Below are 16,391 nucleotides of genomic sequence, written 5' to 3' on the forward strand. Positions count from 1 at the left end.
GAGCATAGCGCGCGGACTACCGGGCCCCTGGCGAAGGAAGGGTGCAGAACGGACGAAGGGCCCCGCGTTGCCGCGAGGCCCTTCGGTTAGCTGGTGGGGAAGGGGGGAGTTGAACCCCCACGCCCTTTCGGGCACACGGACCTGAACCGTGCGCGTCTGCCATTCCGCCACTTCCCCATGCGATGCATGTTGAAGCCCACCTGCACCCATGTCTAGCATGGGCATATCTAAACTTTCGTCCGGAACCTGCCCGTCAGCGGGTGCCTGGACATATTACGCTGTACCCTACTGCCGCCGCGATCGGCTTTCTCTCGCGGCGGAAGGAACATTAGCACGACTATCCCGGCCCTTCGAGGGTGGGCCGGCAGCAGGCGGTCGAGCGGCGTGCGAGCTGCACGTGCGACGGCCGGATACCATCATGTCCTCGGGACCCGAGGAGGAGCCGGTGAGCGTGCTGCAACGCTTTGAGAAGCGTTTGGAAGGTCTGGTTGAGGGGGCCTTCGCAAAGGTGTTCAAGGGTGTTGTCCACCCTGTGGAGATCCTCAACGCGATGCAGCGGGAGGCAGAGGCGCACAAGGCGATCCTGGCCGGCGGGCGCACTCTCGTACCCAACCGCTACGTGATTGATCTCTCGCCGTACGACCATAGTCGGCTCGCGCCATACGCGGCGGCACTGGCTCAGGAGCTGGCCCAGTCGCAGGCGGAGTTCATCGGCGAGCAGGCGTGGACGGTCTACGGCGACGTGATCGTCGAGATCGAGCGCGGCGACGGGCTCGACACCGGCATGTTCCGGGTCACCGCCGAGGTCTACACCGGTGGCGAGGTCGCTCCGGCGCAGCCGGCCTACGACGTTCCCGGTGGCTATCCGCACTATGACCAGGGCGGTGGCTATGGTCCCCCGCCGGGTCACGGCGGTGGCCGCAACATCCGTCTGGTTTCCGGCGACGGACGGACCTACCCTCTACAGATGGGTTCCACCGTGATCGGCCGGGGCGACCAGGCCAATCTCCGCCTGCCCGACGTCGGCATTTCACGCCGACACGCCCGACTCGACTTCGACGGTTCCCAGGTGGTGCTCACGGATCTGGGCTCAACCAACGGCACCATGGTCAACGGCCAGCGCGTCTCGGCCGTAGCACTCAACCCCGGTGACATGATCCAGCTCGGGACGACCACCCTCACGTTCCGAGTGGACGGCTAACACCTTGCCCCCTTTTGTCATCACTGTCGCGCGTTTCGGGTTCATCATCCTGCTGTGGATCTTCGTGTTCACGGTGGTCGGCGTGATCCGTCGGGATCTCTTCGCCGGAGCCAGGTCCAGTCGTCTCGTCGCCGCGCCACGGGTCGGGGCATCACTGGTGCACGGAAAGCCGGCAAAGGTGAAGAAGGGGCGGGCGGCGCGTCAGCTCGTCGTTACCGCCGGCCAGCTGGCAGGCACCCGGATCACGCTCGGCGAAGCGCAGATCACGATCGGCCGGGCGGAGGATTCCACCCTCGTCATCACCGACGACTACGCCTCGGCCCGGCACGCACGACTGGTGCCGCGGGCCGGACAGTGGTTCGTCGAGGATCTCGGCTCGACTAACGGCACCTATCTCGATCGCGCTAAGGTCACCGGACCTACCCCCGTCCCCCTCGGCGTGCCGATTCGAATCGGCCGCACTTCTCTCGAATTACGGCCATGACTCTGACCCTGCGCTATGCGGCCCACAGCGACCGCGGTCTACTTCGAGACGGTAACCAGGATTCCGTCTACGCCGGGCCGCGGCTTCTCGCCGTCGCCGACGGCATGGGCGGCATGGCCGCCGGTGACGTCGCCAGCAACATCGTCATCGGTGCGATGGCCCCGCTCGACGAGGACGTCCCTGGAGACGCACTCGTCGACGCGCTCCGGTCTGCCGTCGACACCGCCAACCAACAACTACGCGACACAGTGGATGCCAACCCTCAGATGGAGGGGATGGGCACCACGCTGACGGCGATCCTGTTCTCCGGCAGCAAGATCGGCATGGTGCATATCGGCGATTCGCGGGCATATCTGCTGCGCGACGGCGAGTTCGCCCAGATCACCAAGGACGACACCTACGTCCAGATGCTGGTGGACGAGGGCCGGATCAGCGCGGAGGAGGCCAGTAGTCACCCACAGCGGTCGCTGCTGACCCGGGCGCTCGATGGTCGCGACATCGACCCGGAATACTCCGTCCGTCAGGTGCGTCCGGGTGACCGCTATCTGATCTGTAGTGACGGTCTCTCCGGTGTCGTCAGTGCCGAGACCATCGCGGACACCATGCGTGAACTCCGGAATCCCCAGGAGTGCGTCGAGCGGCTGGTGAAGCTCGCCCTCCGTGGTGGTGGCCCGGACAACATCACCGTCGTCATCGCCGACGCCACCGACCAGGACATCGTGGAGGCGGCACCGATCGTGGGTGGCGCGGCGGCCCGCGACCGGGGGATGGCGACCTCGGCCGATGAGTCGACACCGGCTGCCCGAGCCTCCGCCCTCTCCGCGCCCCGCCCGGCCAGCCCTGAGCCGGACGACGTGGCGGACGGCCCTGAAGAAGAGGCCCCCCGGCGGCGTCCGGTACGGGTCGCCGCGATCGTGGTCGTGGTCCTGGCCCTCCTCGGTGGCGGCCTCTGGTTCGGCTGGAGCTACAGCCAACGGCAGTACTACGTGGGGGCCACCGAGGACGGTCAGTTGGCGGTGTTCCGGGGAGTTCCCGGCCAGATCGCCGGGCTGGACCTCTCCAGCGTGCACACCACCAGCGACGCCACGCTCGACGACCTGACCGCTGCCGCTCAGGAGCAGGTCAAACAAGGCATCCAGGCCAAGAACGAACCTGATGCCGAGCGTCGGCTCGCCGAGTTGACCAACGACGACCCGAGTAACCCCAATCTCAAGCCGACCTGTCCGCCGAGCTACCCCCCGGGCACCGGCCAACCCACCGCGACCCCGAGCGCCACCGCGACCACCGTCGACCCGACCGCCAACCCGTCGTCGACCGGCCGCCGATCCGCCACCGCCGCTGCCACTGTTACCCCCACCCCGGCACACTCAACAGAAGCTCTCCCCTCCGACACGATCCCGCCGGTCACCGACCCAGCGGGATGCCGGTCGGTGGACTGAGCGTCAGCTCCGACGATCCGAGGTATCGACTGTGACCGCTCCGGCCGGCCCGGCGGCCTCGCCCATGTCCACGGGTGAGATGCCGCGCTTCCGGCTGTCCCGGTCCCGGCGTAACTCGGAGCTGGCATTGCTGTTGGTGGCCATGGTGCTGGTGGCGGCCTACTCGGCAACGGTCGAGGCAAACCTCTTCAACACCGTCACGGCCGACTTCTGGGTGCCGACCGCGCTGCTGACCGCCCTGTTTCTCGGCCTGCACCTGGTGATCCGGTTTCTGGCCCCGTACGCCGACCCGGTGTTGGTGCCGGCGGTCGCCCTGCTCAACGGGCTAGGGGTGGCGTTCCTCCGCCGGATCGACCTGGCGAATGCGGACCCGGAGGAGCGTCCCGACTTCCCGATCTTCGCCGGTATCGGTGGCACCCAGCTGACCTGGACGCTGATCGCGATCGTCCTCGCCGCCGGGCTACTCATCATCATCCGGGACCACCGGTCGGTCTCCCGGTACGCGTACACCCTGGGCCTGGCCGGCATCGTGCTGGTGATGATCCCGGCGGTGCTGCCCCGGGCGTACTCGGAGCGCAACGGCGCCAAGCTGTGGATTATCGTCGGTAACTTCTCCATCCAGCCCGGTGAGTTCGCCAAGCTGGCCCTACTGGTCTTCTTCGCCTACTACCTGGTACGCAAGCGCGAGGTGTTGTCGCTGGCGAGCCGACGCTTTCTCGGCATCGACTTTCCACGGGGACGCGATCTCGGCCCGGTTCTCGTCGTCTGGGTGATCAGCGTCCTGGTCCTGATCTTTGAGAAGGACCTCGGCACCTCGCTGCTCTACTTCGGCATGTTCGTGGTCACCCTCTACGTGGCCACCGAGCGGGTGAGCTGGCTGCTCATCGGTCTGCTGCTCTTCTTCGGCGGGGCCTTCCTCGCCTACTTCCTCGGTGGCGCGTTCCCGGACAGCCCGTTCGCCAACTTCCACCTACGGGCCGAGATCTGGCTCAACCCGTTCGACGACCCGTACGACAAGGGGTGGCAGCTGGTGCAGGGGTTGCTCGGCCTCGGCACGGGCGGCCTCTTCGGCACCGGTCCGGGTGGCGGGCAGCCGCTGAAGGTGCCCGAGGTGCAGAACGACTTCATCTTCGCCGGCATCGGCGAGGAGATCGGGTTGTTCGGGCTCTCCGCCCTGCTAGTGATCTACCTGCTGATCGTCGAGCGCGGTCTGCGGGCGGCGATCGCCGTACGGGATTCCTTTGGCAAGCTGCTCGCCGGTGGCCTTTCCTTCACCCTCGGGTTGCAGGTCTTCGTGATCGTCGGTGGGATCAGCGGGCTCATCCCGCTGACCGGCCAGACCACTCCCTTCCTGTCCGCTGGCGGCTCCTCGCTGATGGCGAACTGGCTGCTCATAGCCTTCCTACTGCGGGTCTCCGATGCGGCGCGCCGGCCGATGACCGGAGTTAGTCCCCGGCCAGGCAACCGGCCAGCCGGGGTGCCGGAACAGTTGCACGGCGCTCCGACGGAGGTGATACGACCGTGAACGCGCCGTTACGTCGAGTGGGCGTTGTCGTCATGGTCCTGTTCGGCCTGCTCTTCGCCAACCTCAACTGGGTGCAGGGCTACAAGGCCGACGAATACCGCACCAGCGAATACAACGGCCGGGTCCAAGTCGCCGAGTACGACCGCAAGCGCGGCAACATCGAGGTCGGTGGCACCGCTGTGGCGGTGAGCAAGGAGACCAGCGGCAATCTGAAGTTCCTGCGCACCTATCCCAAGGGCGACACCTACGCGCACGTGCTGGGCTACCAGCCGGTCAACCTGGGGGCCGTCGGCATCGAGCGCAGCGAGAACGACTTCCTCGCCGGCAACAGTGACCAGCTTTTCGGCGACCGGGTGAAGGACCTCTTCACCGGCGAGCACACCGCTGGCGGAAACGTGTTGTTGAGCCTGTCCCGTACCGCCCAGGAACGGGCGTTCACCGAACTGGCCAACAACCGGGCTGGGGCCACCAAGGGCGCGGCGGTGGCCCTCGACCCGAAGACCGGTGCCATTCAAGCCCTGGTCTCCATGCCGAGCTTCGACCCCAATCCGCTGGCCAGCCACAACAGCAAGGAGGCGGAGGCGGCCTACCGGAAGTTGGAGGCCGACAAGAACGGTCCGCTCAGGAACCGTGCGTTGTCCGAGACGTTGCCGCCCGGCTCGACCTTCAAGGTGGTCGTCGCGGCCGCGGCTTTGGAGAATGGCTACACCAAGGACGGAATGATCCCGGCCGGACCGGTCTACCGGCCGCCGACCTCGGGTAACGACATGCGAAACGCCGCTCCCTCGATCTGTCCCGAGGCGCAGGTAACCCTGATCAACGCACTCACCGAGTCGTGTAACACCGGGTTCGCCCAGCTTGGCGTCGCCCTCGGGGCAGACAAGATCAAGGAGAAGGCTCGGCAGTTCGGCTTCGAGCAGGAGGACCTGACCTGCGGCCGACTTGACGAGGGCGGCCTGCCGGTGGCGGCCAGCCGTACCGGATCGATGCAGAACCCGGACGGCAGCGAGGACAAGGCGGCGCTGGCCGTGTCGTCGATCGGGCAGAACAACGTCCGGATGACGCCCCTGGAAGGCGCGATGATCGCCGGGGCGGTGGCCAACGGTGGTACGCAGATGCGGCCCTACCTGGTGCAGAAGCTGCTCGGTCCGGACCGGACCACCTCGCACTACACCGCCGTACCGCGCCAGTTGCGCGAGTCGGTCAGCGGCCAGGTCGCCAGCGACCTGCGGGAGATGATGACCAGCGTCGTGCAGAACGGCACCGGCCGCAACGCCCGGATCAGCGGCTACACGGTCGGTGGCAAGACCGGTACGGCGGAATCCGGGGCCCAGGTCGACGAACACGGCTGGTTCATCGGCTTCGTGATGAAGGACAACGAGCCGATCTCCGCGGTGGCGGTCATGCTGGAGTCGACCGGCGACGGCGGCAGCGCGGAGGCCGCCCGGATCGCTGCCCAGATCATGCGTGCCGTCATCCAGGACCGGGGAGGCAAGTGACATGCTCAGCCCTGGTGTCGAACTCGGCAACCGGTATCGGCTCGACGAGCGGATCGCCAGCGGTGGCATGGGCGACGTATGGCGCGGCACCGATCAGGTGCTCGGCCGTACGGTGGCGGTAAAGAGCCTGCTCCCCGCGCTGCTGGACGAGCCCGGCTTCGCCGAGCGGTTCCGCGGTGAGGCCCGCACCATGGCGACCATCAACCACCCGGGCGTGGTCGACGTCTACGACTTCGGCAGCGACCAGCAGATCGCCTTCCTGGTGATGGAGTACGTCGAGGGCGACGCCCTGTCCCGGACCCTGGGTCGGGTCGGCCGGCTCACCCCGGCCCGCACCATGGCGTTGATGGCCCAGGCAGCCGACGCCCTCCAGGCCGCCCACGACAAGGGCATCGTGCATCGGGACGTGAAGCCCGGCAACCTGCTGGTCCGGCCGAACGGCACGCTGGTGCTCACCGACTTCGGCATCGCCCGGTCGGACATGGTCGGGCAGCTCACCGCCGCCGGGTCGGTGCTCGGCACCGCGTCGTACATCTCACCCGAGCAGGCGTCCGGCGCGACCGCGACCCCCGCCTCCGATGTGTACGCCCTCGGTGTGGTGGCCTACCAGTGCCTGGCCGGGCGGCGGCCGTTCGAGGGCGACAACCCGCTCGAAATCGCGATGAAGCACGTCCGGGACTTGCCCCGGCCCCTGCCCGCCGACATTCCGCCGGCCATCCGGGCCATTGTCGAACGGGCCCTGGCGAAGGACCCGGCGGCACGCTGGCCGAGCGCCTCCGCGATGGCGGCGGTCGCCCGGCAGGCGGCGGTGGCCAAGCCCGGCTCGGCCCCGGTGGTGATACCAGCGCAGCCCACCAGCCCGCCGCGGTTCGGACCGGTGAGCGGGCCGCCCCGCCCGGGCATGGCCAGCGCTCCGCCGGCCCATCCCGGGGTCGGCGTTCCTGGCTCACCGGTGGCGGCTCCCATGCATGGCCGGGCGGCACCGCCGCGTCCACCGGTGACGGCAAGCGGCATGCCACCTCGACCGCCGGGTACGCCCCCGGGACCCGCCTACCCGCCGGTGAGTCCGGTGGCCGCCGGACAACCCCGAGGGGCCGCCGTACCGTCCGTGCCGCGCCAGCCGACCCACCAGGGGTACGCCCGTCCGCTGGCCACCCCACCGGCGGAGCCGGAGAGCGTCCTCAACCGACCATTGGTGATCGTGCTCGTGATCGCGGTGGGTGTGTTGGTGATGATCTGTGCGGGCGTGATTTCCTATCGGATGACGCAGGACGACGCTGCCATTGATCAAGGCAACCGAAGCGTGTCGATGGTGACGGGCAGGTTGCAGATGAGGAGCGGAGACGACGAATCGCGGATTGGGCCGTACCGTCAGGTGGAGCGGGCCACGCGAGCCGGCTGGGCGACAAGACTGAGCGAAGGACGAACGACGAGATGACTGCGCAGGCCCGCCTGCTGGGAGGCAGGTACCAGGTCGGCGAGCTGCTCGGCTATGGCGGTATGGCCGAGGTGCACCGAGGGCGCGACCTCAGACTCGGTCGAGATGTCGCGATCAAGATGCTGCGTACGGACCTCGCCCGCGACGCGACCTTCCAGATGCGGTTCCGGCGGGAGGCGCAGAACGCCGCCTCGCTCAACCATCCGGCGATCGTCGCCGTCTACGACACCGGTGAGGAGACCGCCCCCACCGGCGAGACGATTCCGTTCATCGTCATGGAGTTCGTCAACGGGCGCACGCTCAAGGAGGTGCTCGCGGCCGAGGGGCGGTTGATGCCCCGTCGGGTCATGGAGATCAGCGCGGACATCTGCGCCGCCCTGGAGTTCAGCCACCGGCACGGGATCATCCACCGGGACATCAAGCCTGGCAACGTGATGCTCACCCTCACCGGCCAGGTCAAGGTCATGGACTTCGGCATCGCCCGGGCGCTGGCCAGCGGTGCGACCACGATGACCCAGACGAGCGCGGTGATCGGCACCGCCCAGTATCTGTCGCCCGAGCAGGCGCGTGGCGAGGCGGTGGACGCCCGCTCCGACGTCTACGCCGCCGGTTGCGTGGTGTTCGAGCTGCTCTGCGGTCATCCGCCGTTCGTCGGTGACAGCCCGGTCAGCGTGGCCTACCAGCATGTGCGGGAGGACCCGCCGACGCCGAGCGGCATCAACCCGGACATCACCCCGCCGATCGACGCGATCATCCTCAAGGCACTGTCGAAGAATCCGCTCAACCGCTACCAGAGTGCCGGCGAGATGCGTGCCGACCTGCTCCGGGCGGCCACCGGGCGGCCCGTCATGGCCACGCCGGTCATGCAGCACGACGAGACCGTGCCGATGGCTCCCTCCGGCGGCCGGTCGGCTGCTGGTGGTGGCGGTGGTGGGCGTCCGACCCCGCCGCCGGCCCGGGTGGGCGACGGACGTCGCCGGCGTACTCCGGCCTGGGTAATGGCCACGCTCAGCGGCCTGGGCGTGCTTGCGGTGATCGCCCTGGTTGCTGGCATCCTTCTCTCCAACCAGCCCAAGAACGTCGCAGTGCCGAGCGTGCTGGACATGTCGCGGGCCGATGCCATCGCCGAACTCACCAAGGCGAAGTTGCAGTACCAAATCGGCGAGGCGGAGTTCACCTCCACCTGTAAGAAGGGGTTGGTGACCCAGCAGGACCCGCAGCCCAGCGAAGAGGTCGCCGAGCAGACCCCGGTCACCATCCGGGTCTGTGGCGGCGCGCCGCAGGTGAAGATCCCCGAGCTGGTCGGTGGGGAGTTCGACTTCGTGGAGGGCCAGCTCAAGGGCCTGAAGCTCAAGGTCACCCGCAAGGACGTGGAGAACGAGCGGCCAGAGGGCATCGTCGTCAAGCTCTCTCCGGCTCCCGGCGAAATGGTGGCCGAGAACACCGAGGTAGTCGTCGAGGTTTCCAAGGGCAATCTCAAGTCGGTGCCGGACGTGGTCGACAAGACGGAGCAGGAGGCCAGGGCGGAACTGCTTGCAGCCGGGTTCAAGGTGAGCGTGAAGTACCGGAACTCAGACGAGACCCCGGGCACGGTCCTCGACCAGAGCCCGAACGCCAACCAGAAGCGGCGTACCGGTACCACGATCACGATCACCGTCGCCCGGGAGATGCAGGCGAGTCCGGACCCGAGCGGGTCGGCGACGTCCAGTCCGCGCCCGGGCGGCTGAGGCAGCCAACACGACAGGCGGACTGACCGAAACGGCCAGTCCGCCTGAAGGCAAGAGCTTGTTGTCAGCCGGGCCTGTTGTCAGCCGGCGGCGAAGGCAAGAGCCTGTTGTCAGCTTGCGGCGAAGGCCGCCCGCCGTCGGGCGTCGACCTCGGCCGCCAGGGCGGGGGCCCGATCCACCGCCTCCGGCAGACCGCAGTTGGCCAGCCAGTTGGCCAGCATCAGATGCCCGCCCTCACTGAGCACCGACTCCGGGTGGAACTGCACCCCCTCGATCGGCAGGGTGCGGTGCCGCATCGCCATCACCACACCGGACTCGGTCCAGCCGGTCACCTCGATCTCACTCGGCAGGGTCTCCGGTAGGACGGTCAACGAGTGGTAACGGGTTGCGGTGAACGGATCAGGTAGGCCGGCGAGCACCCCGGCACCCTTGTGCCAGACCTGTGAGGTCTTGCCGTGCAGTAGCTCGGGTGCCCGGTCCACCGTGCCGCCGAAGGCGGCCCCGATGGCCTGGTGCCCGAGGCAGACGCCGAAGATCGGCAGTCGGCCGCCGTATTCCCGGATCACGTCGAGGCAGATTCCGGCCCGTTCGGGCGTACCGGGGCCGGGAGAGAGCAGGATGCCGGCCGCGTCGAGCTGATCGATCTCGGCGAGGCCGATCTCGTCGTTGCGTCGTACGTCGCACTCGGCACCCAGTTGCCCGAGGTATTGCACCAGGTTGAACACGAACGAGTCGTAGTTGTCGATCACCAGGACGCGCATCGGCTCACCTGTTCGGCGTCTTCGAGGGGGGCGGGGTGTTGTTGCGGTTCGTGTCGTACGGCAGATCGTGCTCGTCCTCGCTGCCCGGGTTGCCGCCACCGGGGGCGTCGTTCCCCGGGTTCGAGCCGTCGGGATTGGTGGAGTCCTGCGTCACCTGTACGTCGTCGAACGGCAGCAGCGGTTCGGCCCAGGGGAACACGACGTACCACAGCAGGGCGACCAGGGCGGTGGCGATCAGCACCGATCCGGCCAGTTTGCCGGGCAACCCGAACGGCAGGCGGCGCCAGATCCAGGCGTACATCGCCGATCAGCCTCCCAGCTCGGCCGGCTGCCCAGCCGACTTCGGTGTGCTGCGGACCAGTTGAGCGTGGATGATCAGACGCTCGTAGTTGTCGAACTTCGGGTTACAGGTGGTCAGCGTGAGCATGGCCTTGGTCGGCTTTGCTCCGGCCTTGCCGGGGACCGGTGCGACCACTTCCACCTGGTGTGGCTTGACGATGCGTGACTGAGATACGTGGTAGATGTGCCAGTCGGTCTTCGACTCGACGACGATCACGTCACCGGTGTGCAGCTCATCGAGCCGCCAGAAGGTGGCCCGGTTACGGTGGCCCGCCACCGAGAAGTTGCCCACCTGACCAGGTAGGGCGCTCTCGGGATAGTGGCCGGGTGCGTACCGGATGTCGTCCTGGCCGACACCTTCCACGACGATCCACTGCTTGTCGAGCTTGGGGATGTAGAGCCCGGCGATCGGTTTACCGGTGACCGGTGGCTTCGGTTTGCTGGCTGCGGTGCTCGTGGTCGGCGCGACCGTCGGATCCGCGTCCCGATCCCACTGCTGGTCCAGTTGCCCTCTGAGATCGTCTTGATGGGCGTTGACGACGGCGGACTTGCCCCACACCTCGTACCCGGCGAAGAGCAGTACGACGAGGCCGAAGGTGATCAGCAGCTCGCCACTGACCCGGATCCCCGTCCGGATCCGCGAGCCGAGGGTGGGGCGGGTCAGTTCGGAGTAGATGCTCTTGTAGCCCTCGTCGGTCCGCTCGGGGCGAAGCTTGACTACCCGCTCGCCGCGCCGGGGGCGTACCTCGGAATTGGACTCGGCCTCGGACCCGGCTGGCGCGTCGGCAGTCGGGTTGCCGGTCGGGTTGGCGGTCGAGTTGGCAGGGGCCCGGCGGTGACCGTGCGTTCCGGCCCGCTCGGATGTCGGCTGCCGGTCTGGAACGACGGGAATCAGCGCGGTGGACTGGTCCCGGCCGTCACGAATCGCCGGGATGAGCTGGGTGAACACCTCGGTACGCTGCTCGCCGGGCGATCCACCACCGGGCTTTCCGGTCGGGGCGGCGTTCCGGTGCGGTTGCCCGCCGCGCGACCCGGTGGAGCGGTCATGGTGGGCGGCGGGGGCGTCATGCTGTGCCCTGGGAGCGCCGTGGTGTGCCGTGGGAGCATCGCGGCGTGCGGCGGGAGTGCCGCCCACACGAGGGATCTGCGCCGTTGGTTCGTCGACGGGTACGCCTCGTCGACGTCCCTCGTATTCGCCGCCTGGGGGGCCGTCCAGAGGGCCGTCCGGCGTCAGTCTCACTGGGGCACCTGAGCGGAGTGCAGCGCGGTCGAGCCCTCGAAGGCCGGCACGTTCATGGTGCCGACGGTCTCGCGATAGCCGAGCTGGTAGTGCTCAACGGCGTCCCGGAACAACTGGACTCCCTGGGAGGCGGCGAGGGCCCGCTGTAACGCGGCGGGATCACCGATCGCTGTGATCTTGAAGGGGGGTGAGTAGACCCGTCCGTGTAACAGCAACGTGTTGCCCACGCAGCGTACCGCGCTGGTGGTGAGTACCCGGATGTTCATGATTGACATGGCCTCGGCGCCGCCGGCCCAGAGCGCGTTGACGACCGCCTGTACGTCGCTCTGATGGACCACGAGATCGTCGTTGGTGGCACCTTCCGGGAGCTCGTCGCTGCCCTGCCGGGGTGCGTCGTTGAGTTCGACGGTGATGCCCGGTCCGGTCAGCGCGGTCAGGCCAGCGGTCTGGCGATTGCTGTCCGCCCGGGTCTGTTGCTCGGCGATCGGCAGGTCCGAGCCGGCGAGCGTCGAGGTCTGCTCTTCGACCTGATCGCGGAGGGTGTTGGCGCGAGCTTGGCCGTTGGCGAGTTGAGCCTGACGATCCTGGATCAGCTGGGCTAGTTGCGGCCTACGGTCTTCGCGCAGTGCGGTGCCACCAGCGGTGGTCGCGGTGGCGGTGAAGAGCAGGCCAGCGGCGAAGGCGATCATCGGTACGCCGAGCGACCAGCCGCGACGGCGCTGTCGGGGCCGCCTGGGGAGTAGACCCACTGCGAGACGTCCGAGCACCTTGCGCCAGGAAGCGGCACCGGATGTGTACTCCACCGAGCCTCCCTCTCCCAAGGTGTTACCGCCACCTTGGGGTATTTCGGACAAACTTCCCGCGTTGTCCTGAATCTATCGCGGCCTGTGCTGCCGTAGCGTCATGATGGCGCTTGATCTGTCAACCGTACGTACTCAGGTGGCCCCATTCATGGCCTGATCGGCTCGTCCCGACTACGCTAGCTGTCGAACATTATTGGCCATGGACCGTCGCCCCGCGCTCCGGTTGTCAGGCCGGATGAGGATTGCCACCCCCTCAGGAGAGCGTCGTGCCAAAGTCTCAGGTCCGTAAGAAGAAGGTGTACACCCCGCCGACGGATGTCCGCCCGACGGCGACTGCGGCGAGGCAGAAGCCAAGCCCGATATGGTTGCCGATCGCCGCGGTCACGTTGATCGTCCTCGGCATCGGTTGGCTGGTGGTCTACTACCTCTCCGAGACGGCGTACCCCGTCGCGAGCTGGCAGTACTGGAACCTCGCGGTCGGCTTCGGTGCCATGGTCGCCTCGCTGATCCTGCTGTCCCGCTGGCGCTGACCCGGGCAGTCATCGGCATAGTTCCCGGCTCGGCCGCGTCACACCCGGCAGAGCCGGTGCTCGGCGTCAATCTGCGCGCATCTTAAGGTGTTCGTGGGACGTCGTGCACCACTGCGACATTCCTCACGTTACTGAGCGGTAACGTAGCGCGTAGGCTGCACTCCATGGCCGGAACCCCCGGTCACCCAGCCGCTCGCCCCGCAGATCGGGAGGCCACCGCATGGGCAGCCTACAGATTGTCACCACGGTCCTCGCGGCCGCTATCACCGCCGTAGCGGTGTATCTGGCGGTTCGCGCGGTGCTGCACATGGTGGCCGTCGTACGACTGGGCCAGCCGGACCCCGAGCGGTTCAGCGACAAGGGCACCCGGACCAAGACGATGCTGGCCGAGACGCTCGCCCACACCCGGATGCTCCGGTGGGGCGTCGTCGGCGCGGCGCACTGGTTCGTGATGATCGGCTTCATCGTGCTCTCCACGCTGGTGCTGGAGGCGTACTTCGAGGTCGTCAGCCCGACCGCCGGACTGCCGGTGATCGGCCACTGGACGATCTTCGGGCTGGTCACCGAGATCATCGGCGTGCTGGGCATCGTCGGCATTCTGGTGCTGATCGGGATCCGACTGGCCAACCGGCCGGCCAACCCCAACCGGCGCTCCCGGTTCACCGGCTCGACCATGTGGCAGGGCTACTTCGTCGAAGCCGTGGTGCTGGGCGTACTGGTCTTCGGTTTCCTGATCCGAGGCTTCAAGGTCGCCACCGACCACTTCGAGTACCCGTTCTGGGCCACCCCGGTCAGCCACGCCGTCGGCGCGGTGCTGCCGGGCTGGGAGGGCGGGGTGAGCGTCGCCGCCCTCATCAAGATCTGCATCTCGATGACCTGGCTGATCGTCATTGCCCTGAACGTGACGATGGGCGTTGCCTGGCACCGGTTCTCGGCCTTCCCCAACATCTTCTTCAAGCGCAACCCGGGCCAGCCCGGCTCCGGCCTCGGCGCGCTCCGGCCGATGATGAGCGAGGGCAAGCCCCTCGACTTCGAGGAGGCTGACCCGGAGAAGGACCAGTTCGGTGTTGCCCAGGTCGAACAGTTCACCTGGAAGGGCCTGCTCGACTTCACCACCTGCACCGAATGCGGCCGCTGCCAGTCGCAGTGCCCCGCCTGGAACACCGGCAAGCCGCTCTCGCCGAAGCTGATGGTGCTCTCGCTGCGCGACCACGCGTACGCCAAGGCCCCCTACCTGCTGGCCGGGGGCGGCAAGGACCTCAGCGGTGAGGAGAAGGCCACCGCCGCCCAGCTCGCCCACATGGACGTACTGGCCCTGGCCGAGGCCGACAAGCCGCTGATCGGCGGTGCCGAAGACGGCGGCATCATCGACCCGGACGTGCTCTGGTCCTGCACCACCTGCGGTGCCTGCGTCGAGCAGTGCCCGGTCGACATCGAGCACATCGACCACATCGTCGACATGCGCCGCTACCAGGTACTCATCGAGTCGAGCTTCCCGTCCGAGGCCGGCGTGATGCTGCGCAACCTGGAGAACAAGGGCAACCCGTGGGGCGCCCCGCCGAACACCCGGGAAGACTGGACCAAGGGGCTCGACTTCGAGGTGCCCCGGGTCGGCGAGGTCGACGACTTCGAATACCTCTTCTGGGTCGGCTGCGCCGGCGCCTTCGAGGACCGGGCCAAGCGGACCACCCGTTCCGTCGCCACCCTGCTGCACGAGGCGGGCGTCAAGTTCGCCATCCTCGGCGAGGGTGAGACCTGCACCGGCGACCCGGCCCGCCGACTCGGCAACGAGTTCGTCTTCCAGATGCTCGCCCAGCAGAACGTGGAGACCCTCAATGAGGCGTTCGGCGACCGCGAGCCGGCCAAGCGCAAGATCGTCGCTACCTGCCCGCACTGCTTCAACACCCTGGGCAACGAGTACGGGCAGGTCGGCGGCCACTTCGAGGTCGTACACCACACCCAGCTGCTGGCCCACCTGGTCGCCACCGGAAAGCTCACCCCGGTCCAGCCCATCGACGGCGGCGTCACCTACCACGACCCGTGCTACCTGGGCCGGCACAACCGGGTCTTCAGCCCGCCGCGTGAACTGCTCGACAGCGCTACCCAGGGCGTGACCGAGATGCCGCGTAACAGCGAGCGTTCCTTCTGCTGCGGTGCCGGTGGTGCCCGGATGTGGATGGAGGAGCGGATCGGCAAGCGGATCAACGTCGACCGGGTCGAGGAGGCGCTCTCCACCGGGGCGAAGACCATCGCCGTGGGCTGCCCGTTCTGCACCACGATGCTCAGCGACGGCGTCACCGGCAAGGGCGTCGCCGAAGAGGTCGAGGTGATCGACGTGGCGACCGTACTGCTCCGCTCGGTCAAGCCCGAGGGGCAGAGCCAGCCCGAGGCGGCCACCACCGCCTAGGGCTGGTCCGAAGGGTTGGGCTGGTTGAGGATTCTCGGTCGAATACTCGGCTGCGGGTGACGCTGGCTCAACCTAGACTCCGATCGGCGGGCCGATGGGTGCCTGTCGGAAGCGGTCGGTCAACCGATCGGAGATGAGCAGCAGGATGACCTGTGAACTCTTTGCGGTCAGCTTCGATGCGAGCCAACCTCAGCGTCTCGCCCGGTTCTGGTCCGGCGTCCTGGACTGGCAGCTGATCGATGATCCGCACGATGGTGCTGCGCTCCTGCCCAATGACGACACCGGATTCCGGATCCGCTTTCTGCCGACGCAACGGCAGAAGGTTGGCCAGAATCCGATGCACTTCGATCTGACGAGTACCTCGCTGGAGGACCAACAGCAGACGGTGGCCAGGGCGCTGGAACTTGGCGCCCGGCATATCGACATCGGCCAAACCCCTGATGATGGTCATGTGGTGCTTGCCGACCCCGAAGGTAACGAGTTCTGCGTCATCGAGCCGGGCAACAACTTCCTTGCCGACTGTGGATTCATCGGAGCGCTGGCCTGCGACGGTTCCCAGGAAGTCGGATACTTCTGGAGCGAGGCGCTGGGGTGGCCACTGGTCTGGGATCAGGACCAGGAGACCGCGATCCGCTCACCGCTCGGTGGTCCGAAGATCACCTGGGGTGGGCCACCGCTGATGCCAAAGCCGGGCAAGCAGCGACTGCACTTCGACCTCACTCCACCTGTCCACAGTGATCAGCAGACCGAGGTCGACCGGCTGCTCTCCCTCGGGGCAACCCGAATCGACATCGGTCAGGGCGAGGTCAGTTGGGTGGTGCTGGCCGATCCCGATGGCAACGAGTTCTGTGTGTTGACGTCCCAGTAGCGCGGCTAGGCCGGGGGAGGGGGGTACGTCACCAGGGCCCGATGGGTGCGGGAAACCACACCCGTGAACCGCAGCGCTCCCCATGGTCACCAGGACGGTCCGAGCCCTAGCGTCGACCACATGACGATCA

General features: G+C 67.6%; 13 protein-coding genes, 1 tRNA gene and 1 pseudogene. 10 read left to right on the forward strand and 5 right to left on the reverse strand.

Annotation, left to right across the window (positions count from 1 at the left end):
* Window positions 1-91 precede the first annotated feature (91 nt).
* Window positions 92-177 (reverse strand) — tRNA-Leu (locus tag ACWDV4_RS19180).
* Between the two features lie 241 nt (window positions 178-418).
* Here ACWDV4_RS19180 and ACWDV4_RS19185 point away from each other — a divergent pair.
* The 7 genes from ACWDV4_RS19185 (at window position 419) to pknB (ending at window position 9,313) form a co-directional block, all read left to right on the forward strand.
* On the forward strand, window positions 419-1,201 hold the full coding sequence (locus tag ACWDV4_RS19185; protein WP_449980612.1) for an FhaA domain-containing protein: 783 nt from the start codon (window positions 419-421) through the stop codon (window positions 1,199-1,201).
* 4 nt (window positions 1,202-1,205) lie between these two features.
* Window positions 1,206-1,685 carry an FHA domain-containing protein FhaB/FipA gene (locus tag ACWDV4_RS19190; protein ID WP_184535166.1) on the forward strand — a complete coding sequence of 160 codons (480 nt, stop codon included), beginning with the start codon at window positions 1,206-1,208 and terminating at the stop codon, window positions 1,683-1,685.
* Window positions 1,682-3,124 carry a PP2C family protein-serine/threonine phosphatase gene (locus ACWDV4_RS19195; RefSeq protein ID WP_449980614.1) on the forward strand — a complete coding sequence of 481 codons (1,443 nt, stop codon included), beginning with the start codon at window positions 1,682-1,684 and terminating at the stop codon, window positions 3,122-3,124. The genes ACWDV4_RS19190 and ACWDV4_RS19195 overlap by 4 nt, the downstream gene beginning before the upstream one ends.
* A gap of 64 nt (window positions 3,125-3,188) precedes the next feature.
* Complete coding sequence (locus ACWDV4_RS19200) at window positions 3,189-4,649, forward strand: FtsW/RodA/SpoVE family cell cycle protein (RefSeq protein WP_449980791.1); 1,461 nt, start codon at window positions 3,189-3,191, stop codon at window positions 4,647-4,649.
* Window positions 4,646-6,148 carry a peptidoglycan D,D-transpeptidase FtsI family protein gene (locus ACWDV4_RS19205; protein WP_449980617.1) on the forward strand — a complete coding sequence of 501 codons (1,503 nt, stop codon included), beginning with the start codon at window positions 4,646-4,648 and terminating at the stop codon, window positions 6,146-6,148. The genes ACWDV4_RS19200 and ACWDV4_RS19205 overlap by 4 nt, the downstream gene beginning before the upstream one ends.
* Before the next feature lies 1 nt (window position 6,149).
* On the forward strand, window positions 6,150-7,586 hold the full coding sequence (locus ACWDV4_RS19210; protein WP_449980620.1) for a protein kinase domain-containing protein: 1,437 nt from the start codon (window positions 6,150-6,152) through the stop codon (window positions 7,584-7,586).
* Window positions 7,583-9,313, forward strand: coding sequence for a Stk1 family PASTA domain-containing Ser/Thr kinase (gene pknB, locus ACWDV4_RS19215; protein ID WP_449980622.1), 1,731 nt, complete (start codon window positions 7,583-7,585; stop codon window positions 9,311-9,313). Before ACWDV4_RS19210 ends, pknB begins: the two co-directional genes overlap by 4 nt.
* 110 nt (window positions 9,314-9,423) lie before the next feature.
* Here the strand turns inward: pknB and ACWDV4_RS19220 are convergent, their stop codons facing one another.
* From ACWDV4_RS19220 to ACWDV4_RS19235, 4 genes and pseudogenes are all read right to left on the reverse strand, one after another.
* Window positions 9,424-10,074 carry an aminodeoxychorismate/anthranilate synthase component II gene (locus ACWDV4_RS19220; protein WP_449980625.1) on the reverse strand — a complete coding sequence of 217 codons (651 nt, stop codon included), beginning with the start codon at window positions 10,072-10,074 and terminating at the stop codon, window positions 9,424-9,426.
* 4 nt (window positions 10,075-10,078) lie between these two features.
* Window positions 10,079-10,375, reverse strand: coding sequence for a hypothetical protein (locus ACWDV4_RS19225; RefSeq protein WP_449980628.1), 297 nt, complete (start codon window positions 10,373-10,375; stop codon window positions 10,079-10,081).
* A gap of 6 nt (window positions 10,376-10,381) precedes the next feature.
* A pseudogene (locus tag ACWDV4_RS19230) lies at window positions 10,382-11,502 on the reverse strand (class E sortase); the annotation flags it as partial.
* Window positions 11,503-11,649: 147 nt separating this feature from the next.
* The gene (locus ACWDV4_RS19235) at window positions 11,650-12,456 is read right to left on the reverse strand and encodes a DUF881 domain-containing protein (protein WP_449980630.1); all 807 of its coding nucleotides are present in this window, start codon (window positions 12,454-12,456) and stop codon (window positions 11,650-11,652) included.
* A gap of 266 nt (window positions 12,457-12,722) precedes the next feature.
* Between ACWDV4_RS19235 and ACWDV4_RS19240 the strand changes: the two genes are divergently transcribed.
* The 3 genes from ACWDV4_RS19240 (at window position 12,723) to ACWDV4_RS19250 (ending at window position 16,261) form a co-directional block, all read left to right on the forward strand.
* Window positions 12,723-12,986 carry a cell division protein CrgA gene (locus tag ACWDV4_RS19240; RefSeq protein WP_449980632.1) on the forward strand — a complete coding sequence of 88 codons (264 nt, stop codon included), beginning with the start codon at window positions 12,723-12,725 and terminating at the stop codon, window positions 12,984-12,986.
* Between the two features lie 220 nt (window positions 12,987-13,206).
* Window positions 13,207-15,393: a heterodisulfide reductase-related iron-sulfur binding cluster gene (locus tag ACWDV4_RS19245; RefSeq protein ID WP_449980633.1), complete on the forward strand. Its 2,187-nt coding sequence runs from the start codon at window positions 13,207-13,209 to the stop codon at window positions 15,391-15,393.
* 133 nt (window positions 15,394-15,526) lie between these two features.
* The gene (locus tag ACWDV4_RS19250) at window positions 15,527-16,261 is read left to right on the forward strand and encodes a VOC family protein (protein WP_449980635.1); all 735 of its coding nucleotides are present in this window, start codon (window positions 15,527-15,529) and stop codon (window positions 16,259-16,261) included.
* Window positions 16,262-16,391: the final 130 nt, after the last annotated feature.

Source organism: Micromonospora sp. NPDC003197 (genome assembly GCF_053590565.1).